The organism is Paraburkholderia sp. SSBN10T, assembly GCF_056619545.1.
In genome coordinates this window covers 222675-247968 of record NZ_JBWQQI010000007.1, presented here as the reverse complement: position 1 = coordinate 247968, position 25294 = coordinate 222675, and the positions used below count along the sequence as shown (strand labels likewise).

Annotated in this window: 21 protein-coding genes, 1 other RNA gene and 1 pseudogene; 15 read left to right on the top strand and 8 right to left on the bottom strand. The window is 62.6% G+C overall.

What is annotated here, in order from left to right; translation table 11 throughout:
* Positions 1 to 45: 45 nt before the first annotated feature.
* On the bottom strand, positions 46 to 591 hold the full coding sequence (locus AC1ECK_RS13745) for an N-acetyltransferase family protein (RefSeq protein ID WP_480320138.1): 546 nt from the start codon (positions 589 to 591) through the stop codon (positions 46 to 48).
* A 311-nt stretch (positions 592 to 902) separates the two neighbouring features.
* On the opposite strand from AC1ECK_RS13745, the gene tcuC reads away from it, so the two are divergent.
* On the top strand, positions 903 to 2198 hold the full coding sequence (gene tcuC / locus AC1ECK_RS13740) for a tricarballylate/proton symporter TcuC (protein WP_480319872.1): 1296 nt from the start codon (positions 903 to 905) through the stop codon (positions 2196 to 2198).
* Between the two features lie 121 nt (positions 2199 to 2319).
* On the opposite strand, the gene AC1ECK_RS13735 is transcribed toward tcuC, so the two are convergent.
* Complete coding sequence (locus tag AC1ECK_RS13735; protein WP_480319870.1) at positions 2320 to 4167, bottom strand: tetratricopeptide repeat protein; 1848 nt, start codon at positions 4165 to 4167, stop codon at positions 2320 to 2322.
* A gap of 126 nt (positions 4168 to 4293) precedes the next feature.
* On the opposite strand from AC1ECK_RS13735, the gene AC1ECK_RS13730 reads away from it, so the two are divergent.
* The 4 genes from AC1ECK_RS13730 to AC1ECK_RS13715 all read left to right on the top strand — a co-directional run bounded on the left by AC1ECK_RS13730 (position 4294) and on the right by AC1ECK_RS13715 (position 8067).
* Positions 4294 to 4641 (top strand): ArsR/SmtB family transcription factor, encoded by a 348-nt coding sequence (locus AC1ECK_RS13730; protein ID WP_480319868.1) that lies wholly within the window; start codon positions 4294 to 4296, stop codon positions 4639 to 4641.
* Positions 4641 to 5861: a cation diffusion facilitator family transporter gene (locus AC1ECK_RS13725; protein WP_480319864.1), complete on the top strand. Its 1221-nt coding sequence runs from the start codon at positions 4641 to 4643 to the stop codon at positions 5859 to 5861. Before AC1ECK_RS13730 ends, AC1ECK_RS13725 begins: the two co-directional genes overlap by 1 nt.
* 78 nt (positions 5862 to 5939) lie before the next feature.
* Complete coding sequence (locus AC1ECK_RS13720; RefSeq protein WP_480319862.1) at positions 5940 to 7694, top strand: FAD-dependent monooxygenase; 1755 nt, start codon at positions 5940 to 5942, stop codon at positions 7692 to 7694.
* Between the two features lie 109 nt (positions 7695 to 7803).
* The gene (locus AC1ECK_RS13715; RefSeq protein WP_480319859.1) at positions 7804 to 8067 is read left to right on the top strand and encodes a hypothetical protein; all 264 of its coding nucleotides are present in this window, start codon (positions 7804 to 7806) and stop codon (positions 8065 to 8067) included.
* Positions 8068 to 8140: 73 nt separating this feature from the next.
* On the opposite strand, the gene AC1ECK_RS13710 is transcribed toward AC1ECK_RS13715, so the two are convergent.
* The 6 genes and pseudogenes from AC1ECK_RS13710 to ompA all read right to left on the bottom strand — a co-directional run bounded on the left by AC1ECK_RS13710 (position 8141) and on the right by ompA (position 12453).
* Complete coding sequence (locus AC1ECK_RS13710; RefSeq protein ID WP_480319857.1) at positions 8141 to 8923, bottom strand: substrate-binding domain-containing protein; 783 nt, start codon at positions 8921 to 8923, stop codon at positions 8141 to 8143.
* 452 nt (positions 8924 to 9375) lie between these two features.
* Positions 9376 to 9564, bottom strand: a pseudogene (locus AC1ECK_RS13705) (transposase); the annotation flags it as partial.
* Between the two features lie 140 nt (positions 9565 to 9704).
* Positions 9705 to 10074, bottom strand: a transfer-messenger RNA (tmRNA) gene (gene ssrA / locus AC1ECK_RS13700).
* A gap of 62 nt (positions 10075 to 10136) precedes the next feature.
* Positions 10137 to 10850, bottom strand: a complete 714-nt coding sequence (locus AC1ECK_RS13695) for an HAD family hydrolase (protein WP_480319855.1) — start codon at positions 10848 to 10850, stop codon at positions 10137 to 10139.
* A gap of 31 nt (positions 10851 to 10881) precedes the next feature.
* Positions 10882 to 11580, bottom strand: a complete 699-nt coding sequence (gene ubiG / locus AC1ECK_RS13690; RefSeq protein ID WP_480319853.1) for a bifunctional 2-polyprenyl-6-hydroxyphenol methylase/3-demethylubiquinol 3-O-methyltransferase UbiG — start codon at positions 11578 to 11580, stop codon at positions 10882 to 10884.
* A 225-nt stretch (positions 11581 to 11805) separates the two neighbouring features.
* On the bottom strand, positions 11806 to 12453 hold the full coding sequence (gene ompA / locus AC1ECK_RS13685) for an outer membrane protein OmpA (protein ID WP_090684547.1): 648 nt from the start codon (positions 12451 to 12453) through the stop codon (positions 11806 to 11808).
* Positions 12454 to 12935: 482 nt separating this feature from the next.
* Here ompA and gyrA point away from each other — a divergent pair, with 482 nt between their 5' ends.
* The 10 genes from gyrA to AC1ECK_RS13635 all read left to right on the top strand — a co-directional run bounded on the left by gyrA (position 12936) and on the right by AC1ECK_RS13635 (position 25267).
* Entirely contained in the window at positions 12936 to 15566 is a 2631-nt protein-coding gene (gene gyrA / locus AC1ECK_RS13680; RefSeq protein WP_480319850.1) for a DNA gyrase subunit A, read from the top strand.
* A 117-nt stretch (positions 15567 to 15683) separates the two neighbouring features.
* Positions 15684 to 16292 (top strand): DUF2059 domain-containing protein, encoded by a 609-nt coding sequence (locus AC1ECK_RS13675; RefSeq protein ID WP_480319848.1) that lies wholly within the window; start codon positions 15684 to 15686, stop codon positions 16290 to 16292.
* Positions 16293 to 16529: 237 nt separating this feature from the next.
* Positions 16530 to 17612: a 3-phosphoserine/phosphohydroxythreonine transaminase gene (gene serC / locus AC1ECK_RS13670; RefSeq protein WP_480319846.1), complete on the top strand. Its 1083-nt coding sequence runs from the start codon at positions 16530 to 16532 to the stop codon at positions 17610 to 17612.
* A gap of 58 nt (positions 17613 to 17670) precedes the next feature.
* Complete coding sequence (pheA, locus tag AC1ECK_RS13665; RefSeq protein WP_480319844.1) at positions 17671 to 18753, top strand: prephenate dehydratase; 1083 nt, start codon at positions 17671 to 17673, stop codon at positions 18751 to 18753.
* 64 nt (positions 18754 to 18817) lie between these two features.
* Complete coding sequence (gene hisC / locus AC1ECK_RS13660) at positions 18818 to 19930, top strand: histidinol-phosphate transaminase (RefSeq protein ID WP_480319842.1); 1113 nt, start codon at positions 18818 to 18820, stop codon at positions 19928 to 19930.
* An 80-nt stretch (positions 19931 to 20010) separates the two neighbouring features.
* Positions 20011 to 20952 (top strand): prephenate dehydrogenase, encoded by a 942-nt coding sequence (locus AC1ECK_RS13655; protein ID WP_480319840.1) that lies wholly within the window; start codon positions 20011 to 20013, stop codon positions 20950 to 20952.
* An 18-nt stretch (positions 20953 to 20970) separates the two neighbouring features.
* Positions 20971 to 22275 (top strand): 3-phosphoshikimate 1-carboxyvinyltransferase, encoded by a 1305-nt coding sequence (gene aroA / locus AC1ECK_RS13650; protein ID WP_480319838.1) that lies wholly within the window; start codon positions 20971 to 20973, stop codon positions 22273 to 22275.
* Positions 22276 to 22309: 34 nt separating this feature from the next.
* The gene (gene cmk / locus AC1ECK_RS13645) at positions 22310 to 22996 is read left to right on the top strand and encodes a (d)CMP kinase (protein WP_480319836.1); all 687 of its coding nucleotides are present in this window, start codon (positions 22310 to 22312) and stop codon (positions 22994 to 22996) included.
* Positions 22997 to 23174: 178 nt separating this feature from the next.
* The gene (rpsA, locus tag AC1ECK_RS13640; RefSeq protein ID WP_042321879.1) at positions 23175 to 24908 is read left to right on the top strand and encodes a 30S ribosomal protein S1; all 1734 of its coding nucleotides are present in this window, start codon (positions 23175 to 23177) and stop codon (positions 24906 to 24908) included.
* A gap of 32 nt (positions 24909 to 24940) precedes the next feature.
* Positions 24941 to 25267 (top strand): integration host factor subunit beta, encoded by a 327-nt coding sequence (locus AC1ECK_RS13635; RefSeq protein ID WP_074300394.1) that lies wholly within the window; start codon positions 24941 to 24943, stop codon positions 25265 to 25267.
* Positions 25268 to 25294 lie beyond the last annotated feature (27 nt).

Genomic DNA, 25294 nt, shown 5'->3' with positions numbered 1-25294 from the left:
CGGCGCGAAGCGGCGTGACTGGCCTCACCACGCAAGGCGGCTGCGTCAGGATCCGCTTGCATCGCGCGGGCGATCCAGCCGGTACACGTAGCGCAGCGCGGTGATATCGACCCCGCCCATATGATCGGGCTCCGCGCCCGCGAACTGCCAGCCCCGACGCTCGTAGAAACCGATGGCCGGCGTATTGCCCTCGAGTACATATAGATAAAGCTGGTTTTCGCCTTGCGCGGCCGTCCAGTCGATCGCGGCTTGCATCAGCAGTTTGCCGACGCCTATTCCCTGGTGGCCAGGCAGCGCATGCAGGTTGTCGAGCAAGACGCCCCAGGCCGAGTCCGGTTGGCGTTCTACGCAGACGAAGCCGATTGGCTCGCCCGAGCGCTCGGCGATCACCACGCTGCGCCGTTCGGCGCCCGGGGCGTTCAGGCGCGCTTGCCAGTAAGCGGCGCGCTCGCGGGTGACTTCGCCGTCGAGAAAGTCGTCGGGTAGCAGGCCCCGGTAGGTGGCCTGCCAACTGGCAGAATGGATCGAGGCGATCAGGCCGGCATCGGCGGGTGTTGCGGGGCGCAACGAAAGAGCACTGGCGATGGACATCAGTTGGAGCGTCACGTGAGGATGCAGTCTCAAAGTGTACTGCGAGCCGTGCCGCGGGGCGCGATCTGTGTCCGTCTTGACTGCAAGGTCGCCTCAGGAACGGTAACATTCGGCTTCGCAAGTGTTGTGCCGGTACCCCTAGGTTTACCCTGATACCGTCGTAATGCGCGCAGCATCAAAATGCAGCGCCCCCGGCGCATTCGCTTCAGGTTCTCCCTCGCCAGTGGCATCTGCTCGCCGACGCGGTGAAGTGTCGTCAACCGCCCAATCATGCTGGACTCAATCCGGCGCTGGGCCATTTTGAGAGTGTCATGTCTACTGCGTCTCACGCATCTTCCAACGAATCCAAATTCCGGACAGTTTTCCGCGTCGTCAGCGGCAACTTCCTGGAGATGTACGACTTCATGGTCTACGGCTACTACGCTTCGGCGATTGCCAAGACCTATTTCCCGGGTGGCAGCGACTTTGCTTCGCTGATGCTGTCGCTGTCGGTATTCGGCGCGGGCTTCCTGATGCGCCCGCTCGGCGCGATCGTGCTGGGCGCGTACATCGACCACCACGGGCGCCGCAAGGGCCTGATGCTGACACTGGGCCTGATGGCGCTCGGCACGTTGGCGGTCGCGGCCATTCCAGGCTACGCAACCATCGGCGTCCTCGCGCCGATTCTCGTGCTGCTGGGCCGGCTGCTGCAGGGCTTCTCCGCGGGCGTGGAACTCGGCGGCGTGTCCGTCTACCTGTCGGAAATCGCCACCAAGGGCAACAAGGGCTTCTATTGCTCGTGGCAGTCGGGCAGCCAGCAGGTCGCCGTGGTGTTCGCGGCGCTGATCGGCGTGTTCCTGCACCAGGTGCTGCCGGTTGAGGAAATGAGCGCGTGGGGTTGGCGCGTGCCGTTCCTGATCGGCTGTCTGATCGTGCCGTTCCTGTTCCTGATCCGCCGCTCGCTGCAGGAAACCGAAGAATTTGCCGCCCGCAAGCATCGTCCGAGCATGGGCGAAATCATGAAGTCGATGCTCGAGAACTGGGGCGTCGTGCTTGGCGGCATGGGCATGGTGATCATGACCACCGTGTCGTTCTACATGATTACGGCTTATACGCCGACCTTCGGCAAGGAAGTGCTGAAGCTGTCGTCGATCGATTCGCTGGTCGTCACCGTCTGTATCGGTCTGTCGAATCTGGTCTGGCTGCCCTTGTCCGGCGCCTTGTCGGATCGTATCGGGCGCCGCCCGGTGCTGCTGGTATTCACGATCCTGACGATTCTTACGGCGTATCCGGCGGTGCAATGGCTGGTGGCCGACCCGTCGTTTGCTCACCTGCTCGCCGTCGAACTGTGGCTCTCGTTCCTGTACGCCAGCTATAACGGCGCGATGGTGGTGGCGCTGACCGAAGTGATGCCGGTCGAAGTCCGTACAGCGGGTTTCTCGCTGGCCTACAGCCTTGCCACAACGATCGGCGGATTCACGCCTGCCATCTCGACGCTGCTGATCCATACTACGGGCAACAAGGCGGCGCCTGGCTTGTGGCTCGGTCTTGCTGCAATCTGCGGGCTGATCGCGACGCTCGTGCTGTACCGCACGCCGGAGTCGCGCAAGCAGTACCGCACGGCCTGACGACAAGGCGGCGCGCTACGCCGCAGGCTCGAAGAAAACCCCCACCGCTCTTGCGAGCGTGGGGGTTTTTTGCAGGCCGCAAGCGTCGCTGAACATCTAAAAATCTGCGGACCTCTTACTCTTACGCATCGCGCAACTCGCGCGCGATGCTTTCTACGACCTCAGCCCACGCCCCCGGTTTCGGCTGGCGCACGAGGCGAGCGCCGGGGTACCACGGGCTGCGCGATGCGCCGACAAACCAGCGCCAGTCGGCGGCAAACGGCAGCATCAGCCAGAGCGGCTTGCGCAGTGCGCCGCTCAGATGGGCGATCGAGGTGTCGATCGAGACGACGGCATCGAGCCGTTCGATGATCGCCGCGGTGTCGGCGAAATCGCCGATTCGTTTGTCAAAGCGATGAATCGAGCCGGCGCGCGGATGGGTATCGAGCGTCGCGCTTTCCGCCGCGCTGAGATTCGGTTGCAGGATGATCCAGTCGATACCCTCGAGCGCGAACAGCGGTTCGAGCGCGGCGAGCGGCATCGAGCGGTTTTCCTGCTGCTGGATGCGCCCGGACCATGCGAGGCCGATCTTGCGCCTGGCATGGCCGCCAAGCGAGCCGCGCCACTTGCGCAGGTAGGCCGGCGGCACGCTGAGGTAGGGCGTGCGTGTGGGGATCGTTTCGAGGTCGGTGCCAAGCGCGAGCGGCAAGCTCAGCAGCGGACATTGCAAATCCGCCGGTGGGCGCGGGGCGCCTTGTGCGATCAGGGTGACGCGCCATTCGAGCGCGGCGGGCGCGAGAATCGGCACGAGTTGCGGCTGTACCTCGAGTACGACGCGCGCTGCGCGTTGGGCGGCCAGCGGCACGAAGCGCACGAATTGCAGCGTGTCGCCAAAGCCCTGTTCGGCATGCACGAAAAGGGTGCGTTGTTCGATCGGCTCGCCTTGCCAGCGCGGCAGCGTCTGTGCGGCATGCTGGGCTATGGTTTTCAGGCGCCATTCGTATTCGGGTAGCCCGCGCGCGAAATCGCCCAGCGTGAGCCACGCGAGTGCCCGGTTCAGGTGCGCCGAGGCGAGATCGGGCCGCAGCCGTAACGCCTGATCGAAGGCGCGCACGGCTGCCTCATGGGCGCCAAGTGCGTGGTGCGCGGTGCCAAGACTGAGCCAGGCCAAGGCCAGTTTCGGATCGAGGCCCACCACGAGTTCGAAGCGCGGCAGCGCTTCGCGGTGACGGCCCAACGCGGCGAGCGCATTACCGAGACCGAATAGCGCGGGTGGAAATTGCGGTTGCAGTGCCAGCACCGCTTCGAATGCCCCGAGCGCCTTTTCGTGCTGGCCGGTTGCGTCCAGCGTGTTGGCGAGATTGAAGTGCGCCGCGACAAAGCGCGGTTGTGCGGCGAGCGCCGCACTAAACTGCGCGATTGCCTCGTCGGCCTTGCCGAGCGCATTGAGCGCCATGCCGAGGTTGTTGTGCGCGCCCGCATGTCCCGGCTGCAGTTCGAGTGCTTGCTGAAACGACGCGATGGCTTCTTCATGGCGGCCGAGCGCGTGCAGCGCGTTGCCGAGGTTGTTGTGCGTCGACGCGTTATCGGGTTGCAGGCGCAACGACTTCTGGAACGCGTCGGCCGCATCTTCGTGGCGGCCTGCCAACGCGTATGCGTTGCCCAGGTTGTAGTGCGCCAGCGGAAACGCCGGCGCGAGCGTCAGCGCATTGCGAAAGCGCTCGATTGCTCCGTCGAGCTGACCCAGCGCCTTGAGCGCGTTGCCGAGATTCAACTGCAGCGCGGCATCCTGCGGGCGCAGGTCGGCCGCGCGGCCGACGAGGTCGGCCGCTTCGGCATGCTGGCCGAGCTGATGACGCAGCACGCCCAGCAGGTGCAGCGCATCGACGTGCGCAGGATCGATATCCAGCGTCGCGCGATAGCCGCGCTCGGCGTCGTCGAGGCGGCCGTCACGATGCGCCGCGTAGGCGCTTTCAAACAGGGGTTCCATGACGGGAAGCACAGCTCTTGTAAGGCAAATGTCGCATTTTCCCACACTCGCTGCCCCATACCCACCGATTGACCTTTTGCCGCTTGATCCATAACATATGAACAACTATTCATATGTTTGAGAGAGATGTTGCCTTTGTCCACTGATACCGTTGACGCCACCGCTGTCAATGACGACCGCGTCGTGCCGCTAGCCGACCTGTTTCGCTTGCTGGGTGATCCAACCCGCCTGCGTATCGTGCTGGCCTGTGTCGACGAGCAGCGCCCGGTAGGCGAGATTGCCGAATCATTGGGCCTCTCGCCTTCGCTGGTGAGCCATCATCTGCGCCTGTTGCGCGCGGCGCGCATCGTGCGGGCCGCGCGCCAGGGCAAGCAGGTGTTCTACCTCGCGGCGGACCGGCACATCAGCGGCATGCTTGCCGGCATGCTGGAACATGTGGCCGAACCGCTCGCCGACTTTTCCCTGGACTCGTAATGAATAAAATCCCACGCCCTGACGAGGCTGCCGAGGAGCGCGAAGACGATCACGCGCCGGTCTGGCTCGACGGCGCGGATGCCGACGAAACGCGTGCCGGCGAGCCGGCTGCCGATGCCGTGCAACCGGCCGGCGCCGGACATGATCACGCGGATTGCGATGAGGCCGACCATCTTCACTCGGATGACGAGCACCCGGCGCATGATCATGGCGGGCATGCTCACGCCTCGCACGACCAAACGGCGCACGAGCACGACAAGGAGGCCGGTCATTCGCACACCCAGGGGCACGCCCATAGCCACGGTCATGCCCACGGCGGTCACCATCACCATCACGCGCCGGTCGCCGGTCATGGGCGCGCGTTCGCTATCGCGATCGTGCTGAATATCGCCATCGTGCTGATACAGGCCGTCTACGGCGTGATCGCTCATTCGACCGCGCTGCTTGCCGATGCCGGCCACAACCTGTCGGACGTGCTGGGTCTGTTGCTCGCCTGGGGCGCCACGTGGCTCACGGCACGCCGGCCGTCGGCACGCTACACGTTCGGCTACGGCAGCACGTCGATCCTCGCGTCGCTGGCGAACGCGGGGCTGCTGCTGTTTGCGTGCGGGGCGATCGTCGCCGAAGCGCTTGACCGTTTGCTGCACCCCGCGCCGGTCGCCGGCTTGACGGTGTTCGTGGTCGCTACCGTGGGCATGCTGGTCAACGGTTTCTCCGCGTGGCTGTTCATGCGCGGCCAGAAGGAGGACCTCAATATCCGCGGCGCCTTCCTGCATATGGCGGGCGATGCGTTGATTTCCGCCGCCGTGGCGATCAGCGGCCTTGTGATTCTCGCCACCAACTGGAGCTGGCTCGACCCGCTGATGAGTCTCGTGGTGGTCGCGGTGATCGTCTACGGTACATGGGGGCTGTTGCGCGATTCGGTCCGGCTCGCCCTGGATGCGGTTCCGCCGGGCGTCGACCTGCAGCGGATTCGCGACTATCTAGCGGGCCAGCCGGGCGTCACGGATGTCCACGATCTGCACGTGTGGGCGCTTTCCACCACCGGCAACGCGCTGAGCGCCCATCTCGTGATGCCGGACGGTCACCCGGGCGATGCGATCGTCGACGCCATCGTCCTGACCTTGCGCGAAAAATTTGCGATGCAGCACGCTACGCTGCAGGTCGACCTCGGCACCAGCGACCATCGTTGCGCCCTCGACCATCCGCACCGCGATTGACGCCGGATTGACGCACCGCACCTTCAGGTGGCGGGGCAGCGGCGTACACTAGCCGGATGTTGGTCTCAGGAGTTCCGCATGGCTGCCGCTTCCTACGATGCGTCGCCGGTGCTGATCGTCGGGGCGGGCCCAACCGGGCTTGCCGCCGCAATGAGTCTGGCGCGCGCGCATATTCCCGTGCGCCTGATCGACAAGGCGTTGCAGCCCGACCCGCATTCGCGGGCCATCGGCATCCAGGCGCGCACGCTTGAACTGTTCGAGCAGCATCGCCTCGTCGAGCCGTTTCTGGAATTGGGCCATCGGGCTCGCGCGGCCAATCTTTATTCGAACGGACAACGCCTCGCGCGTCTCGATTTCGATCCGCTGCAAACGCGTTATCCCTATCTGCTGTTTCTCGATCAGTCGATCACCGAGCGTCTGCTGACCGAGCAACTGGCCACACTCGGCGTGACAGTCGAGCGTGGCGTCGAACTGACTGAATTCGTGCAAGGCTCCGCTGGACTCAGCGCGTCGCTGCAGCGCGCGGACGGCCACGGCGAAACCCTCCATCCCTCGTACCTGATCGCGGCTGACGGCGCGCATAGTGCGATTCGCCACCGGCTCGGCATGAGCTTCGCAGGCAAGACCTTCGAGCAAACTTTTTTGCTGGCCGATCTGAATGCCGAGACCGAATGGCCCGACGACGAGTTTCATATCTTCGCCTCGGGCGAGGGGCTCGCGGCGCTGTTCCCGATGGGCGGTGAGCGCTACCGGCTGATCGCCGATCATTCCGCGCAGCCGGACCCGGTCGAAACGGGCGCGGCGCCGGCCGATTCTGATCCGGCGCGCAATGTGGACACGGCGGCAGCGTCTGCTAACGGAACGCCTTCACCATCAGGAGCCGCTGCGTCATCTGCGCTGCCGCCGTCGCTCGACGAGTGCTGCGCGATTGCCGGGCGGCGCATCCATCACCCGGTGAAATTTACGGAGCTCCGGTGGTCGGCGCATTTTCATCTGAATAGCCGGATGGTCGAACAGTTGCGGGCCGGGCGCGTGTTTCTTGCCGGCGACGCTGCGCATGTGCATAGTCCCGCCGGGGCTCAGGGCATGAACACGGGCATTCAGGAGGCATTCAATCTGGGCTGGAAACTGGCGCGCGTGATCAAGGGAGATGCGCCGGACCGGCTGCTCGACTCCTATCACCTGGAGCGGCATCCGATCGAGCGCGAGGTGTTGCGGCAGACGAGCTTCGTCACGCAGCTCGCCGAAGCCGATCATGGGCCGCTGAAGCTGCTGCGAGAGCGGGTGATGCCGGCGCTCGCCGCACTCGGCCCGCTGCGCGATGCCGCGCGCCTCTCGGTTAGCGAGCTGTCGATCCAGTACCGGCGCAGTCCGCTGACGCTCGAACGGATCCTCGATGGCGGCCCGCGGGCGGGGGAGCGCGCGCCGGATGCTCTGGTGCATGTGGTGGACGGGCCGCTTGGCCGCGCACCTGGCATCGGCTGCATTTTCGATCTGCACGACCCGGCGTTTTTCTCGCTCTTCCTGCTGGTTGCGCCGAATGGCACCGAAGACGCGCCGCTCGATACGTCCGCCGGCCGCATCGCCGCAGCGCACGCGGCGGACCTCGACCGGCTAGGCACAGCCGTCGAGCGCCTGTTGCACGGCGCCGTGCGGATCTGGCGCATCACGGACGTTGCAGGCGAGGGCGCGCCGCCGCTGTCAGAATCTTATGGGCGGACCCGGCCGGCGTTCTACCTGGTGCGCCCGGACGGCTACGTCAGCGTCCGCGGCCGGCCTGCATTCGATGCCAATGCTTTGCTGCGCCATTGCGAGGCGTGGTTTGTGGGGTAAGCGTCGGTAACAACGCAGGTGGTGCGTGCCGCTGCGTGGCGGTGCGGTATGCGATACTCTTGAGCCTTCGGATTAGCCTCAACTGCGCGGCATGCCGCGCCGGATCGACATGAACGTTCTACTCAAAGCCTGTGCCGTGGCGGTTGCGGCCGGCACGCTGTGCGCCACGGTTTCCATCGCTTTTGCGCAAAACTCGCCGGGGGTGCCGGGCGGCATTCTGACCGACGAATTCCATCTGCAGGAACACCCGCAATTGCCGTTTGCCGCCTCGGCGCCGTCGAACAAATACCAGTCCGACAAGAAGTCGGCGATGCGCCGCAAGGGCGACAACGGTGACCCGGACGGCTGCAATCTGCAGTGCCCGCAAAACTGATAGCCACGTGCGGCGCGACACATCGCGCCGACGATCGTGCGTGCGCGGGCAGTATCGCCGCGGTGCCGGGTGTCTATTTCGCCGCGAGCGGATCGAGACCGGTGCGGGCCACATCCGGCGCGGCCTCGGGTGACGCGAGGAAGTCAAGCAACTGCCTGGCTTCACGCGGATGCGCTGCGTTAACCGGGATTCCCGCCGCGTAACGGGTAACCGATTGCAGCGACTCGGGAATCTTGCCGACGAACTCGGTACCGGGCACCGGTAGCAGTTCGCTCACCTGCTGAAAACCCAGTTGATAGTCCCCTTTGGCCACGACGGAACCCACCGGAATCTTGGGGATCATGGTGGCCTTGGGCTTCATCTGAGCTTCGATGCCCATTTTCTCGAAGAGCTCGTTCTGGATATAGACGCCGCTGGCGCTGTCTGAATACGCCACTGACTTTGCCGCGAGCAAGGTCTTTCTGAACGCCTCGACGCTGCCGATGTCCGGCTTGGGTTCGCCCGTGCGCACCGCCATGCCGATGCGCGAGTCGGCCAGCTCGACCCGCGAGCCTGGCGCCACTTTGCCCTCGGCGATCAGCTTGTCGAGCGCGTAGCCCACCATGATCACCACATCCGCAGGCTCGTTACGCGCGAGGCGGTTGGGAATCGCCTCGGGCGAATTACCCATCGACGGCCCATAGGCGGTGTCGACCGTGTTTCCGGAACTCGCTTCGAACTTTGGCGTGAGCAACTTGTAGGCGGCTGTGAAACCGCCCGAGATCATGACCTGAAGATCGACCGCGTGCGCGCTTTGCGCCAGTAACGAGCCGCAGATCAGTACTGCGGCAGACAGTTTCGGCAAGAGTGATTTCATGAAGGGTTCCGAGTGGAGATGTCGCCGGTGCTATCCGAATAGACTCCGCAGTTCGGCGCTCGCAGGTTGCAGGCGGCGCTTGGTGTTAGCACGGAAAACGGCCTGGTACCTGAGGCGGATGCGAGCATAAACGGCGGCAGAGAAGGTATTCCGTTTGACGAGACTCGATCTTCGACGAAGTCGGGCGGTTTGTGAACCATGAACGTGGCGTCGTGAGCGATCCGGGGCGAGTCCGCGGACGCGGCAATCTACGTGAAAATGGATTGAGTGCCTGCGCGCGACTCGACTGGCAGTGCGTTTCTCTAATTGGTCGAGCCTGAACAATTCGTCTTGTGTGCAGCCGACGTTACGCCATCATATCGGCGGGAATGCTGGGGTTGAGCAAAGCAGCAACAACGAACGCATAAAGAAGCCGTAGCTTCCTGAGGATCATTCGCAGGTTGTGGTCAACATGTCAGGCTCGATGGGGCGATTGGTGGTTCCGTTTGCAGGTAAAGCAGACCCGCAATCAGGCGCGGCGATGTAGCCGGGCACCCCTTGCTGGACACGAAACTCTCGCTTATCGACGCGCCCAGCCGTTCCCAGTTGATCAGGTCAGCATGGCGCACCAGCGGATGCTTCAGGTTGATTTGCTCACGCAGCGGTTACTGGAAGAAATCCCCCTCCGTCACAGGCGTCTTAAGTGCTGCTGGAACATCGTAGACGATAGAAGCAAAAAACCCCGAGAGCCTGATGCTGTCGGGGTTTCTCGTAAGACATTCCTGCTGTGTGCAACGTGTTCTGGTGGAGGCGGCGGGAATCGAACCCGCGTCCAGAAGCACTCTACGACCAGTTCTACATACTTAGTTCTGTCATTTGATTTAACCGCCACGACGCGGACGAACACGCTGCATGACGGCGATTCACTAGATTTTCGACCCGGACGTCGTGACACCGCCAAGGCTTAACTGACGTATATGACCTCTGTCGGTATTGCTACCGGTCTTGCGACACTAGCCCGTCAGTGAACTAGGCAGAGGACGGCGGCCCTTAGGCTGCCAGTGCGAACGTATCGTCGTTTGCAGTTACGTTTTTCCCATTGATTAACGAGGTGACGGGTCCTCGGTATGCCCTAGCCGCTTCGCAACCCCTGTCGAAACCAGGTCGCCCCCGCGGTTTGTTGCCCCCAATTTCGGGGCCAACCTAAATTTTACAGTAGATTGACAGTGCTCGCCTAGCTGATGTCGCGGAGCAGCTTCTGTAGCTCGGCCGGCGATTGCACCACATGCTGCGCGTGCCAGCGGGCCGGCGGAATGTCGTTGCCGCAATAGCCGTAGGCGGCGGCCACCGTCACCATCCCGGCGGCGAAGCCCGCCTGGATGTCGCGCAAGTCGTCACCCACATAGACAATCCGCTCCGGCGCCAGATCGAGCTCGCGAGCCGCATGCAGCAACGGCGCCGGATGGGGTTTCGAGTGCGGTGTGGTGTCGCCGCTGACCACACAGCCCGCCCGCAGATCGAGACCGAGCAGCGCAACCAGCGGATCGGTCAGACGCGCGGCCTTGTTCGTGACGATGCCCCAGCGCACGCTGCGTGCATCGAGCTCATCGAGCAACGCGTCTATGCCGGGAAAGAGCGTCGTTTCGATGCACAGATCGGCTTCGTAATTGGCAAGAAACTCCGCGCGCATCGCAGTGAATTCGTGGTGCTCAGGTCCGATGCCGAAGGCGCCGCCAATCAGTCCGCGGGCGCCGGCCGATGCCAGCGGCCGCAGGTCGTCGAGCGGCACCATCTCGAGCCCGCGCTCATGACGCATCTTGTTGACGGCGGCGGCCAGATCGGGGGCCGTGTCGGCGAGGGTGCCGTCGAGGTCGAACAGGACCGCCTGACACAGGCCGATCGAGGCGTCTTCGTCTTCGCGCTGAGGCAGGGGAGTAGGGTCGCTCATGTATACAGGTAAGGGTGGGGGCCGGCGCGCGTCAGACGTCGCGGCGGCAGGCGAGCATGTAGTTGATGCTCGTGTCGTCCGACAGCGCGAAGTGCTTGCTGAGCGGGTGATAGACGATGCCCTTGATGTCCGCGGTGCGTAGCTCGGCGGCGCGCACGAAGGCTGCCAGTTCCGAGGGGCGGATAAAGCGTGCGTAATCGTGGGTGCCCTTGGGCAGCATCCGCGCGATGTATTCGGCGCCGATTACCGCGAACAGATACGATTTCACGTTGCGGTTGAGCGTGGAGAAGAACACCCAGCCGCCCGGTTTGACCAGGGTCTTGCAGGCTGCCACGATGGCGGCCGGTTCGGGTACGTGTTCGAGCATTTCCATGCAGGTCACGACGTCGTAGGTGCCGGGTTCGCGGGCCGCGAGAGCCTCCGCAGCGATTTCTTCGTAATCTACGGTTACACCACTTTCAAGGCTGTGAAGATCTGCGACCCCCAATGCCTGATGCGAGAGGTCGATTCCCTTCACATCGGCGCCTAATCCGGCCATCGACTCAGACAAAATGCCACCGCCGCAGCCGATATCGAGCACTCGCTTGCCGGCAAGATGCGCGTGAGCGTCGATCCAGCTCAACCGGACCGGATTCAGTTCGTGCAGCGGTTTGAATTCGGCGTTCGGGTCCCACCAGCGATGCGCGAGATCGCTGAATTTCTGCAGTTCGTGGGGATCGGCATTGGTCATGGCGGATGCGGCCTTGAGGAGAGCGGGTGAGCGGATGCGAGGATAAACCCTGAGTATATAGGCCGACAGACAGAGCGGCAAAATGCCACGGCCTTTGCGGCTTGCAGGCAGCGTGTCTGATGCCGGGCTGCGACGGCGCGCATGCCGGCCGGGCGTACGAAAAACCCGTGGGACATAAAAAAAGCCCCGCCGAAGCGGGGCTTTGATACTGCGGTAATTTGGAGCTTACTGCTTCGAAGTACCGACAACTTCGACTTCCACGCGACGATCCGGTGCGAGGCAGGCGATCAGTTGCTTGCGGTTCTTCTGGTTGCAACCGGTCGTGACCGGGTTGCGCTTGCCCTTGCCTTCCGTGTAGATACGGTTGGCTTCGATGCCCTTGCTGACCAGGTATGCCTTGACAGCTTGTGCACGACGCAGCGACAGACGGTCGTTGTACTTGTCCGAACCGATGCGGTCCGTGTAACCCGTAGCAACCACGACTTCCAGGTTCAGCGCGCCGATCTTCGATGCCAGATCGTCCAGCTTTTCTTTGCCGCCCGGCTTCAGGATGGCCTTGTCGAAGTCGAACAGAGCGTCAGCTTGATACGTAATCTTCTGGCTCGAGATAACCGGAGCCGGTGCCGGCGGTGCCGGCGGAGTCGGTGCCTGTGCAACCAGTGCACCATCGCACTTTGCGTTAGCGGTTGCCGGCGTCCAGAATGCATCTCGCCAGCAGAGTTCGTTCGTGCCGTTCATCCACACGTACTCGCCCGTACCGTTCACCCAGTTGTCGTTCGTAGCTTGTCGCGACGCCGGCACTGACTGTGCCGAAGCGGATGCAGCCATAACTGCGGTAGCTGCAATGAACGCGAGCTTTGAAAGTTTATTCATATTTCTCCTCTCGAAATTGAGATTACCGCAGGTTTACTGCGAGCCTGTTGACGAAGACAAGTCATACATTGCTCGAAGTATAACATTGGTGCGGAACAAAAGACGCGCTGTGTAGACTTCGAGCAGTGTCTAACTCTTTGTGCGTTGGCATTTTGCCATATCGTTCCCTTCCCACGAAAAAAAATTCCGCCCCCCTTCCATACCCCTGTCCGATTGTGGTGCATCCGCAACAAAAGCCTTGGAGCGGCGGTTTGCCCCGCCAGTTGCGGCTGCGGGCCGATCTGGAGTCAGCACGAATCGGGCCCGCTGCTGCTTGTCCCAGAAGCGTCTCCAGAGCCGCTCGCGTGCTTCCCACTAATAGGTATACGTACCCCAGCGGGGATGGATGCCTCGCGTGTTAGAATCGCGTGATGCGTTGCGCCTGCAGCGCTTACGCGGAGGCGGTGTTCCGCCATCGTCTTCGCACGTAAAAGATACGGATAATGGATCAATTCGCCAAAGAGACTCTGCCAATCTCCCTAGAGGAGGAAATGCGCCGTTCGTATCTCGATTACGCGATGAGCGTGATCGTGGGGCGTGCGCTTCCCGATGTCCGCGATGGCCTGAAGCCGGTTCACCGGCGCGTGCTGTACGCGATGCACGAGCTGAACAACGACTGGAACCGAGCATACAAGAAGTCGGCGCGTATCGTCGGCGACGTGATCGGTAAGTATCACCCGCACGGCGATACGGCTGTCTACGACACGATTGTCCGGATGGCGCAAAACTTCTCGTTGCGCTATATGCTGGTCGACGGTCAAGGCAATTTCGGTTCGGTCGACGGCGACAACGCCGCGGCGATGCGGTACACCGAAATCCGCATGTCCAAGATCGGCCATGAGTTGCTCGCCGACATCGACAAGGAAACGGTCGACTTCACGCCGAACTACGACGGCAGCGAAAACGAGCCGGCCATTCTGCCGGCGCGCATTCCCAATCTGCTGATCAATGGCTCGTCCGGGATCGCGGTGGGGATGGCAACGAATATCCCGCCGCACAACCTGAACGAGATCGTCGACGCCTGCCAGCATCTGCTGAAGAACCCGGAAGCGACGGTCGACGAACTGATCGAAATCGTTCCGGCGCCGGATTTCCCGACGGCCGGCATCATCTATGGCGTGGCCGGCGTGCGCGACGGCTATCACACCGGCCGAGGCCGCGTGGTGATGCGCGCGCTCACGCACTTCGAGGAAATCGACCGCGGCCAGCGCATGGCGATCATCGTCGACGAGCTGCCGTATCAGGTAAACAAGCGTTCGCTGCTCGAGCGGATCGCCGAACTCGTCAATGAGAAGAAGCTGGAAGGCATTTCCGATATCCGCGACGAGTCCGACAAGAGCGGCATGCGCGTGGTGATCGAGCTCAAGCGCGGCGAAGTGCCCGAGGTCATCCTCAACAATCTGTATAAGGCGACCCAGCTTCAGGATACGTTCGGCATGAACATGGTCGCGCTGGTCGACGGCCAGCCGAAGCTGCTGAACCTGAAGGAAATGTTGAGCTGCTTCCTGTCGCATCGCCGGGAAGTGCTGACGCGGCGCACTGTATACGAACTGCGCAAGGCGCGCGAACGCGGGCACGTGCTGGAAGGCCTGGCCGTTGCGCTGGCGAACATCGACGAATTCATCGCAATCATCAAGGCAGCGCCGACGCCGCCTATTGCGAAGCAGGAATTGATGGCGCGCTCGTGGGATTCGTCGCTGGTGCGCGAAATGTTGTCGCGCGCCGAGACGGAAAACGCCGCTGTCGGCGGTCGGGAAGCGTATCGCCCGGAAGGCCTGAACCCGGCGTTCGGCATGCAGTCCGATGGCCTCTACCATCTGTCCGACACTCAGGCTCAGGAAATCTTGCAGATGCGTCTGCAACGCCTGACGGGGCTGGAGCAGGACAAGATCATCGGCGAGTACCGCGAAGTGATGGCGCAAATCGCCGACCTGCTCGACATCCTGGCGCGCCCGGAACGCATTACGGCGATCATCGTCGACGAACTCACCTCGATCAAGGCCGAATTTGGCGATGCTCGCCGCTCGAAGATCGAGCTGAACGCCACCGAGCTGAACACCGAAGACCTGATCACGCCGCAGGACATGGTGGTCACCATGTCGCATGCGGGTTATGTGAAATCGCAGCCGTTGTCCGAATATCGCGCCCAGAAGCGCGGAGGTCGCGGCAAACAGGCGACTTCCATGAAGGAAGACGACTGGATCGACACGCTCTTCATCGCCAATACGCACGACCACATCCTGTGCTTCTCGAACCGCGGCCGCGTCTACTGGGTCAAGGTCTATGAAGTGCCGCAGGGCTCGCGCAACTCGCGCGGCCGCCCGATCGTGAACATGTTCCCGCTGCAGGACGGCGAGAAGATCACGGTGGTGCTGCCGGTCAAGGAATTCTCGGCCGACAAGTACGTGTTCATGGCCACCGCGTTAGGAACGGTAAAAAAGACGCCGCTGGAAGCCTTTAGCCGGCCGCTGCGCAAGGGTATTATTGCGGTCGGTCTGGATGATGGTGATTACCTGATCGGCGCGGCGATCACCGACGGCCAGCACGACGTCATGTTGTTCTCGGATTCGGGCAAGGCGGTGCGCTTCGACGAGAACGACGTGCGTCCGATGGGCCGGGAAGCGCGCGGTGTCCGCGGCATGCAGCTCGAAGACGGGCAGCAGGTGATTGCGCTGCTGGTTGCGGGCGACGAGCAGCAGTCAGTGCTCACTGCCACGGAAAACGGTTTCGGCAAACGCACGCCGATCGCCGAATACACGCGCCACGGGCGTGGCACGAAGGGAATGATCGCGATCCAGACGTCGGAGCGCAACGGCCGTGTCGTTGCCGCAACGCTGGTGGATCAGGAAGCCCAGATCATGCTGATTACCAATACGGGCGTGCTGATCCGCACGCGTGTGTCGGAAATTCGTGAAATGGGCCGCGCGACCCAAGGTGTTACACTCATCAGCCTTGATGAAGGGACGAAGCTGTCGGGTCTGCAGCAGGTTGCTGAGGCCGAAGCCGATGTGGATGGCGACGCCGAAGGTTCCGCTGAAGGTGACGAAAGCGGTGAAGAAGGCGGAGCCGCCTGATTCGCGTCGGCAAGTCTCATATATTAGGTGAATGCTGCGTGGACGCAGACAAGCGTATCGGGCCGATACGCAGTCCGCGCGGCAAGCAGTTCGACTAATTTCTCTTAGGGAGTAATGATGCAAAAACGATTCAAACAGTTGATGTTGCTGGCTGCTTTCGTGCCGACTTTCGCGATGGCGCAAGCACTTCAGAATCAAACGGCTGCTCCTGCTGACAGCACTGCTGCTGCAGCGCCGGTCGATCCGGCCAAGCAGGCTGCCATCAAGGATCTGCTGGACGCGATCGACGCGCAAAAGCTCGTCGGCGCAATTGGTAACAGCGCGCAAATGCAAGCCAAGCAACTGGTCCCGGCTATCCTGTCGGACGCTTTGAGCGAAAACAAGACGATGACGGACAAGCAGAAGCAAGCTTCCGTTCCGACGCTGCAGAAGAACGCTGTGCCGAAGCTGGTTGACTCGGCAGGCCAGGTCTTCGCAACGGACGGCTTCCGTCAAGATGCGATGCAAGCACAGTACGACGCCTACGCGAAGTACTACACGACGTCGGAAATCAAGGATCTGACGGCGTTCTACAAGAGCCCGACGGGCCGCAAGTTCATCCAGGTTCAAGACCAGGTTGGCCGCGACGTCGTGAACGGTCTGATGCAGAAGTACATGCCGCAATCGATCAAGGCAACGCGCGCTCAGGCTGACCAGGAAGTCGCTTCGGTCAAGCCGGCCAAGTAAGCACGTCGTGGCTGTCACCGCCGGTGCCCGCGGCACCGGTATTCGCCTGGCTGGATTCGCTTAGCTTGATCTGGTTAGTAACCGGTCAGCCTTAAGCCCCTCGCGGCGCTGGGGTTTGGCGGGTTACCGGCGTCAATGCGATAATGGCTGTTTGCGCACACGCGCAGACGGCCATTTTCTTTTCAGGCGCGAATTCGCATGGCTTATTGGCCAAGCGCCTGCTTCAGGGACTTCACAATGCGCGTCTTTAATTTCTCGGCCGGACCTGCGGCCATGCCCGAAGAAGTGCTGCGCCTCGCAGCCGACGAGATGCTCAACTGGCACGGCAGCGGCATGAGCGTGATGGAAATGAGCCATCGCGGTAAAGAATTCATGTCGATCCACGAGGAAGCGCTGACCGATCTGCGCGAGCTGCTCCAGGTGCCCGCCAGCCACCGTATCCTGTTCCTGCAGGGCGGCGGTCTCGGTGAAAACGCCATTGTGCCGATGAACCTGTTCGGTTCGAAGCCGCGTGCCGACTTCGTGGTGACGGGGTCGTGGTCGCAAAAGTCGTTCAAGGAAGCACACAAGTACGGTACCGTCCATCTCGCCGCCACCGGCGAGACCGCAGACGGTTTTACCCGCGCCCCCGCGCGTGCGGAATGGCAATTGTCTGACGATCCGGCCTACGTGCATCTGTGCACGAACGAGACGATTCACGGCGTCGAAACCTTCGAAATCCCCGATCTTGGCGACATCCCGCTGGTCGCGGATGCGTCATCGCATATCCTCTCGCGTCCCATGGACATCGCCAAATATGGCGTACTGTACGGTGGAGCGCAGAAGAATATCGGCATGGCCGGTGTCACCGTGGTGATCGTGCGCGAAGACATGCTGGATCGTGCGATGACTATTTGCCCGTCGGCGTTCGAATGGAAAACGGTCGCCGAGAACAATTCCATGTACAACACGCCGCCCACATATGCGATCTATATTGCCGGGCTGGTGTTCAAGTGGCTGAAAAAGCAGGGCGGCCTCGCCGTCATGGAAGCGCGCAACATCGAGAAGTCGAAGCTTCTCTATGACGCGATTGATGCAAGCAGTTTCTACCTGAACAAGATTGAACGCGCTTCGCGCTCGCGGATGAACGTACCGTTCTTTCTCGCGGACGAAACGCGCAACGAAGATTTCCTGGCCGGCGCGAAAGCGCGCGGGCTGGTGCAGCTGAAGGGCCACAAGTCCATCGGCGGCATGCGGGCGTCGATTTACAACGCGGTGCCGCTCGAAGGCGTTAAAGCGCTAGTCGAGTACATGAAGGAATTCGAACAGCGCAGCGCTTAAGCCTGGCTTCAGGTGCGCGCATCCCTTCACGCAGTTTCCCGGCAGAGCCGTTTTACGCATGGACGACGAACTTAATACCCGACTAAAACCGCTGCGCGAACGCATTGACGCGATCGACGCGCAGTTGATCGCGCTGCTCAACCAGCGGGCCGCGATCGCGCTCGAAGTCGGCGAGGTCAAGAAGCATTTCAACGCGCCGGTGTTCCGGCCGGAGCGCGAACAGCAGGTGATCGCGCGCTTGCAGGACATGAGCGAGGGGCCGCTCGCCAGCGATCACATCAGCGCGATCTGGCGCGAGATCATGGCGGCGAGCCGCGCGCTCGAGAAGACCATCAAGGCCGCGTATCTCGGGCCGGTGGGCACCTATAGCGAACAGGCGATGCACGAGTACTTCGGTCAGTCGATCGAAGGCTTGCCGTGCCCGTCGATCGACGAAGTGTTCCGTTCGGTCGAAGCCGGCGCCGCCGAATTTGGCGTCGTGCCGGTGGAGAATTCGACCGAAGGCGCGGTGTCGCGCACGCTCGATCTGCTGCTGCAAACGCAACTGCTGATCGGCGGCGAACTCGCTTTGCCGATCCATCACAATCTTTTGACCTTGAGCGGCGGCCTGGCCGGTGTGACACGTGTGTGCGCGCATCCGCAGGCGCTTGCGCAATGCCAGGGCTGGCTCGCGTCGAACGCGCCGCATCTGGAGCGCCAGGCGGTGTCGAGCAACGCCGAAGGGGCGCGGCTTGCCGCCAGCGATCCTACGGTGGCGGCGATTGCCGGCGACCGCGCGGCGGCGCACTACGGCCTGCAGGTCGCGCACGCGCTGATCCAGGACGATCCGCACAACCGCACGCGCTTCGTGATGATCGGCAAGGAGCCGGCCAGCGTCAGCGGTCACGATCAGACCTCGCTGATCGTGTCGGTGGCCAACCAGCCGGGCGCAGTGTTCAAGCTGCTCGAACCGCTGGCGCGCCACAGCGTGTCGATGACGCGCTTCGAGTCGCGGCCGGCGCGCGTCGGTACGTGGGAGTACTACTTCTATATTGACGTCGAAGGCCATCGGGACGATGCCCCGGTCGCGGCGGCGCTGGCCGAGCTCGGCGCAAAGGCCGAGTTCATGAAGATTCTGGGCTCGTACCCGCGGGCCCGCTGATACACAGGCCTCGTCCTTTGCCGAACCTCATCCATTACTTCAATTAGTCGATCCGGAGATATTCATGACAACGCCTTTCGGTCCTTCCTATGTGCGCGCGATTGCGCCTTATGTCGCCGGCAAGCCGATTTCGGAAGTGGCCCGCGAATTTGGCCTCGACGAGGCGAACATCGTGAAGCTCGCGTCGAACGAGAATCCGCTGGGTATGCCGGAGTCGGCGCAGCGCGCCATGGCGCAGGCCGCAAGCGAGCTGGGCCGCTATCCGGACGCGAACGCGTTTGAATTGAAGGCAGCGTTGAGCAGCCGCTATGACGTCCCGGCTGACTGGATCACGCTTGGCAACGGCAGCAACGACATCCTCGAAATCGCCGCGCACGCGCTGGTGGAGAAGGGCCAGTCGATCGTCTATGCGCAATACTCGTTCGCGGTGTACGCGCTCGCCACCCAAGGCCTGGGAGCGTGCGCCATCGTGGTGCCGGCGGTCAGGCACGGCCACGACCTCGACGCGATGCTGGCCGCGATCTCCGACGACACGCGCCTCATTTTCGTCGCCAACCCGAACAATCCGACCGGCACGTTCATCGAAGGCCCGGCGCTCGAAGCGTTTCTCGACAAGGTGCCGAGCCATGTCGTGGTGGTGCTCGACGAGGCGTACACCGAATATCTGGCGCCGGAAAAGCGCTACGACTCGATCGCATGGGTGCGCCGTTACCCGAACCTGCTGGTCTCGCGCACGTTCTCGAAGGCGTACGGCCTGGCCGGACTGCGAGTTGGCTTTGCGATTGCACAACCGGCACTGACCGATCTTCTGAACCGTCTGCGCCAGCCGTTCAACGTGAACACGCTGGCTCAGGCTGCGGCAATCGCAGCCCTGAACGACGCGGCGTTCCTGGAAAAGAGTGCGGCGCTGAACGCGCAAGGCTATGGCCGTCTGACTGAAGCGTTCGACAAGCTCGGTCTCGAGTATGTGCCGTCGTTCGGCAACTTCGTTCTGGTGCGCGTTGGCAACGACGACGATGCCGGCAACCGCGTCAATCTGGCATTGCTGAAGCAGGGTGTGATCGTGCGCCCGGTCGGCAACTACGGTTTGCCGCAATGGCTGCGCGTCACGATCGGCCTGCCGGAAGAAAACGAAGCATTCCTCGCCGCGCTCGAAAAGACGCTCGCGCCAGCCTGATCGGGCGCGCCGGGCGCTCGAACCGAGCGTCAGATTTTGATCCACGCGCCCGCGCATTACGCGATGGCGCGCTTCTCTCTATGACCGACGTGGCCGGGTTTTCTTTTAACAAGCTGGTGATTTTCGGTGTCGGCCTGATCGGCGGCTCGCTCGCACGCGCGCTGCGCGAGCGCGGTACAGCGGCTGGGGCGTGTACGGTGATCGGGGTAGGCCGTTCGCCGGCCTCGACTGCACGCGCGCTCGAACTTGGCGTGATCGACGCGAGCGCCGCGCTCGCCGACGACGAAGCGCTGCGGGCCGCGTTGTCCGGTGCGGATTTTGTGCTGCTGGCCGCGCCGGTGGCGCAGACCCAGCCGCTGCTAGAGCGGATCGCGCCGTTTCTCGATCCGGGCACCATCGTCACCGACGCCGGCAGCACCAAATCCGACGTTGTCGCTGCGGCACGGGCCGCGCTGGGCGAGCGGGTAGGCCAGTTCGTACCTGGTCATCCGATCGCCGGGCGTGAGTCGAGCGGGGTGGATGCCGCCTTGCCCGATTTGTATGTGGGCCGCAACGTGGTTCTCTGTGCCTTACCCGACAATCCCCCGGCGGCGGTGGAGCGGGTCGCCGCGCTGTGGCGCGCCACCGGCGCGGCGGTGCATCAGATGAGCGCCGAGCAGCACGACCGCGTCTTTGCGTCGGTGAGTCATTTGCCGCATCTGCTGTCATTTGCGCTGGTCGAGCAGATTCTCAATTCGCCCGACGCGGCACTGAAATTTTCCTTCGCCGCGGGCGGCTTCCGCGATTTCACGCGGATCGCCGCATCGAGCCCCGAAATGTGGCGCGATGTCTGCGTGGCGAACCGTGTGGCGCTGCTCGACGAACTGGATGCGTACACAGCCGTGCTGGCGCGCCTGCGCGCCGCCATCGAGGCAGCGGACGGCGCCGCGCTCGAGGCTGTCTTCGCCCGCTCGCGCGTGGCGCGTACCGAATGGCAGGAACAGCGCGCGACGCTTGCCGCTGCGCCTGACTCCGCGAAATAACCGGAACTGGACTCAACCATGGAATACCTCGATCTCGGACCGTTTTCCCGTGCGTCCGGCACGATTCGCTTGCCTGGCTCGAAGAGCATTTCGAACCGCGTGCTGCTGCTCGCAGCGCTCGCCGAGGGCGAAACCACGATTACCAACCTGCTCGATTCCGACGACACGCGCGTGATGCTCGATGCGCTCGAAAAGCTCGGCGTGAAACTCAAGCGCGAGGGCGACGAGTGCGTGGTGACCGGTACACGCGGCGCGTTCACCGCCAAGGCCGCGGACCTCTTTCTCGGCAACGCCGGCACGGCCGTGCGTCCGCTGACGGCGGCACTGGCGGTCAACGGCGGCAACTATCGCGTGCATGGCGTGCCGCGCATGCACGAGCGGCCGATTGGCGACCTTGTCGACGGTTTGCGTCAGATCGGCGCGCGGATCGACTACGAAGAGAACGAAGGCTATCCGCCGCTGCGCATTCGTGCAGGCCAGATCGCCGCCGAGGCGCCGATCCGCGTGAAAGGCGACGTTTCAAGCCAGTTTCTGACCGCGCTGCTGATGACGCTGCCGTTGCTGCGCACCGAGGCCGGTGTGACGGTGGTGCAGGTGGACGGTGAACTGATCTCCAAGCCTTATATCGAGATTACGATCAAATTGATGGCGCGCTTCGGCATCGAGGTCGAGCGCCACGGCTGGCACCAGTTCACCGTGCCGTCCGGCCAGCGTTACCAGTCGCCGGGCAAGATCATGGTGGAGGGCGATGCGTCGTCCGCCTCGTATTTCCTTGCCGCGGGCGCTCTTGGCGGCGGTCCGCTGCGTGTGGAAGGCGTCGGGCGAGCCAGTATTCAGGGCGACGTCGGCTTTGCCGACGCGCTGATCCGCATGGGCGCGAACGTGACGATGGGCGACGACTGGATCGAGGTGCGCGGCGTTGGCCACGATCACGGCAAGCTGGAACCGATCGACATGGATTGCAACCTGATCCCGGACGCGGCGATGACGATCGCGGTGGCCGCGCTGTTCGCCGACGGCACGACCACGCTGCGCAACATCGCAAGCTGGCGCGTCAAGGAAACCGACCGGCTGGCGGCGATGGCGACCGAACTGCGCAAGGTCGGCGCGAAGGTGGTGGAGGGCGAGGACTATATCGCCGTGACGCCGCCTGAGAGTCTGACGCCGAACGCCGCCATCGACACCTACGACGACCACCGCATGGCGATGTGTTTCTCGCTCGTGAGCCTTGGCGGCGTGCCGGTGCGGATCAACGACCCGAAGTGCGTCGGCAAGACTTTCCCTGACTATTTCGAGCGCTTTATTGCGCTGGCCCAACCTTGATTCGACCGAATCGACCCGACGTGCGACTTTTTCGATGAAACCGACCCGTCCCTTTCACCAGACGCCCGTCATTACGATCGACGGCCCGACTGCCTCCGGCAAAGGCACCGTGGCCGCACTGGTTGCCGCCAATCTCGGCTTCCACCTGCTGGACAGCGGCGCCCTGTACCGGCTCGCCGCGCTGGCGAGCATCCGCTACAGCATTGCGCCGGACGATGCCGACGCCCTTGCCAAACTGATTGACGATCTCCATATCACGTTTCGCGAGGGGCTCGCGCAACTCGACGGCGTCGACGTGTCGAGCGAGATCCGGGCCGAGGAAATCGGCAAGCGGGCTTCGGCGATCGCTGTCCACGCACCCGTGCGAGCTGCGCTGGTGGCCCGTCAGCGGGCGTTCCGCAAGGAGCCGGGACTGGTCGCGGACGGCCGCGACATGGGCACGGTGATCTTCCAGGACGCCGCGCTCAAGGTGTTTCTGACCGCCAGTGCCGAGGCACGTGCCGCCCGGCGGTATAAGCAATTGATCCAAAAAGGTTTTTCTGCTAATATAGATGACTTGCTCCGGGATTTGCGTGAACGCGACGAGCGCGACAGTCAGCGCAAAGCCGCACCGCTCAAGCCTGCGGCGGATGCGAAGCTGCTCGATACCTCGGCATTGTCGATCGACCAGGCGGTCGATCAGGTCGTGCAGTGGTACCAGGCGCTTCTGCCTGCCGTGTGAAATGCGTCGCTAAAAGCGGCGTGAAAACACGGACAGGAAATTCGTTGTAAAAGCAGTATGTTGTTGTGTAGGTGCTTCGCGCAGGTGCGTGGAGCGTGTTTTAACCCCTTAACCCCGCGTGGCATTCGCACATAGCCGTCATTGCTGACCATCCGGCCAGCCGGGCACCGCGAAAACCATGCAAATTTTGATTTTTATGTCCGACCTGCAAACCTCTACCCCGAATACCGAATCTTTTGCGGCTCTGTTCGAAGAGTCGCTGACCAAGCAAGACATGCGTGCCGGCGAAGTGATCTCCGCCGAAGTCGTGCGTGTTGACCACAACTTCGTGGTCGTCAACGCTGGTCTCAAGTCCGAAGCCTACATCCCGCTCGAAGAGTTCCTGAACGACGCGGGCGAGGTAGAAGTGCAGGCGGGCGACTTCGTTTCCGTCGCGATCGACGCGCTCGAAAACGGCTATGGCGACACCATCCTGTCGCGCGACAAGGCGAAGCGTCTGGCTTCGTGGCTGTCGCTGGAAAAAGCGCTCGACAATAACGAACTCGTGACCGGCACGATCACGGGCAAGGTCAAGGGCGGCATGACCGTGATGGTCAACGGCATCCGCGCGTTCCTGCCGGGTTCGCTGGTCGACACGCGTCCGGTCAAGGACACGACCCCGTACGAAGGCAAGACGCTGGAATTCCGCGTCATCAAGCTCGACCGCAAGCGTAACAACGTCGTGCTGTCGCGCCGTGCCGTGATCGAAGCGACCCAGGGCGAAGAGCGCGCAAAGCTGCTCGAAACGCTGAAGGAAGGCGCGATCGTGGAAGGCGTGGTGAAGAACATCACCGATTACGGCGCGTTCGTGGACCTCGGCGGTATCGACGGCCTGCTGCATATCACCGACATCGCATGGCGTCGTGTGCGTCACCCGAGCGAAGTGCTGTCGGTTGGCCAGGAAGTCACCGCGAAGATCCTCAAGTTCGATCAAGAGAAGAACCGCGTTTCGCTGGGCATCAAGCAACTGGGCGACGATCCGTGGGAAGGCATTTCCCGTCGCTACCCGTCGGGCACGCGCCTGTTCGGTAAGGTCACCAACATCACCGACTACGGCGCATTCGTCGAAGTGGAATCGGGCATCGAAGGCCTCGTCCACGTGTCGGAAATGGACTGGACGAACAAGAATGTTGCACCGTCGAAGGTTGTGCAACTGGGCGACGAAGTCGAAGTCATGGTTCTGGAAATCGACGAAGACCGCCGCCGTATCAGCCTCGGCATGAAGCAATGCAAGCCGAACCCGTGGGACGACTTCAGCCGCAACTTCAAGAAGGGCGATAAGCTGCAAGGCGCAATCAAGTCGATCACCGACTTCGGCGTCTTCATCGGTCTGCCGGGCGGCATCGACGGTCTGGTTCATCTGTCGGACCTGTCGTGGAGCGAAACGGGCGAAGAAGCGGTTCGCAAGTACAAGAAGGGCGACGAAGTGGAAGCGATCGTTCTCGGCATCGACGTCGAGAAGGAACGCATTTCGCTGGGTATCAAGCAGCTCGAAGGCGACCCGTTCAGCAACTTCGTTGCAATGAACGACAAGGGTTCGATCGTCGACGGCGTGGTCAAGACGGTGGACGCGAAGGGTGCAGTGGTTCAGTTGTCGGCGGAAGTCGAAGGCTACCTGCGCGCTTCGGAAATCGCCCAGGACCGCGTGGAAGATGCTCGCAACGTGCTGAAGGAAGGCGACAAGGTCAACGCGATGATCATCAACATCGATCGCAAGTCGCGTGGCATCAACCTGTCGATCAAGGCCAAGGATTCGGCTGAGCAACAGGAAGCGATCCGCGGCCTGGCTTCGTCGGACTCGAGCTCGGCTGCTACCGGCACGACGAACCTCGGCGCGCTGCTGAAGGCCAAGCTTGACGGCCAGAACCAGTAAGCCTTGAGTTTTCTTGAGAGGTCTGCTGCAGTATGACCAAATCGGAATTGGTCGCCCAGCTGGCTACGCGATTTCCGCAGCTTGTGCTTAAAGATGCGGATTTCGCGGTGAAGACGATGCTTGATGCGATGTCGGAGGCTCTGGCCAATGGTCATCGCATCGAAATTCGCGGCTTCGGCAGCTTCGGCCTCAATCGCCGTCCTTCCCGCGTCGGGCGTAATCCGAAGTCGGGCGAGAAGGTGCTGGTACCTGAGAAGTACGTACCGCACTTCAAGCCGGGCAAGGAATTGCGCGAGCGGGTAGACCGGCGTTCGGGCGAACCACTGAAGGCCGAAGAGCCGGATGACGACGACCTGTAAATGCTCCGCTGCGCGGTTGATAGCGTG

Coding starts and splice junctions, on each gene's coding strand:
- AC1ECK_RS13735 (WP_480319870.1), bottom strand. CDS start 4,167: ATGGAACCCCTGTTTGAAAGCGCCTACGCGGCGCATCGTGACGGCCGC.
- AC1ECK_RS13745 (WP_480320138.1), bottom strand. CDS start 591: ATGTCCATCGCCAGTGCTCTTTCGTTGCGCCCCGCAACACCCGCCGAT.
- pheA (WP_480319844.1), top strand. CDS start 17,671: ATGGACGACGAACTTAATACCCGACTAAAACCGCTGCGCGAACGCATT.
- AC1ECK_RS13720 (WP_480319862.1), top strand. CDS start 5,940: ATGGCTGCCGCTTCCTACGATGCGTCGCCGGTGCTGATCGTCGGGGCG.
- gyrA (WP_480319850.1), top strand. CDS start 12,936: ATGGATCAATTCGCCAAAGAGACTCTGCCAATCTCCCTAGAGGAGGAA.
- ubiG (WP_480319853.1), bottom strand. CDS start 11,580: ATGACCAATGCCGATCCCCACGAACTGCAGAAATTCAGCGATCTCGCG.
- AC1ECK_RS13635 (WP_074300394.1), top strand. CDS start 24,941: ATGACCAAATCGGAATTGGTCGCCCAGCTGGCTACGCGATTTCCGCAG.
- AC1ECK_RS13695 (WP_480319855.1), bottom strand. CDS start 10,850: ATGAGCGACCCTACTCCCCTGCCTCAGCGCGAAGACGAAGACGCCTCG.
- ompA (WP_090684547.1), bottom strand. CDS start 12,453: ATGAATAAACTTTCAAAGCTCGCGTTCATTGCAGCTACCGCAGTTATG.
- AC1ECK_RS13715 (WP_480319859.1), top strand. CDS start 7,804: ATGAACGTTCTACTCAAAGCCTGTGCCGTGGCGGTTGCGGCCGGCACG.
- cmk (WP_480319836.1), top strand. CDS start 22,310: ATGAAACCGACCCGTCCCTTTCACCAGACGCCCGTCATTACGATCGAC.
- rpsA (WP_042321879.1), top strand. CDS start 23,175: ATGCAAATTTTGATTTTTATGTCCGACCTGCAAACCTCTACCCCGAAT.
- AC1ECK_RS13730 (WP_480319868.1), top strand. CDS start 4,294: ATGTTGCCTTTGTCCACTGATACCGTTGACGCCACCGCTGTCAATGAC.
- AC1ECK_RS13655 (WP_480319840.1), top strand. CDS start 20,011: ATGACCGACGTGGCCGGGTTTTCTTTTAACAAGCTGGTGATTTTCGGT.
- AC1ECK_RS13725 (WP_480319864.1), top strand. CDS start 4,641: ATGAATAAAATCCCACGCCCTGACGAGGCTGCCGAGGAGCGCGAAGAC.
- tcuC (WP_480319872.1), top strand. CDS start 903: ATGTCTACTGCGTCTCACGCATCTTCCAACGAATCCAAATTCCGGACA.
- AC1ECK_RS13675 (WP_480319848.1), top strand. CDS start 15,684: ATGCAAAAACGATTCAAACAGTTGATGTTGCTGGCTGCTTTCGTGCCG.
- aroA (WP_480319838.1), top strand. CDS start 20,971: ATGGAATACCTCGATCTCGGACCGTTTTCCCGTGCGTCCGGCACGATT.
- serC (WP_480319846.1), top strand. CDS start 16,530: ATGCGCGTCTTTAATTTCTCGGCCGGACCTGCGGCCATGCCCGAAGAA.
- AC1ECK_RS13710 (WP_480319857.1), bottom strand. CDS start 8,923: ATGAAATCACTCTTGCCGAAACTGTCTGCCGCAGTACTGATCTGCGGC.
- hisC (WP_480319842.1), top strand. CDS start 18,818: ATGACAACGCCTTTCGGTCCTTCCTATGTGCGCGCGATTGCGCCTTAT.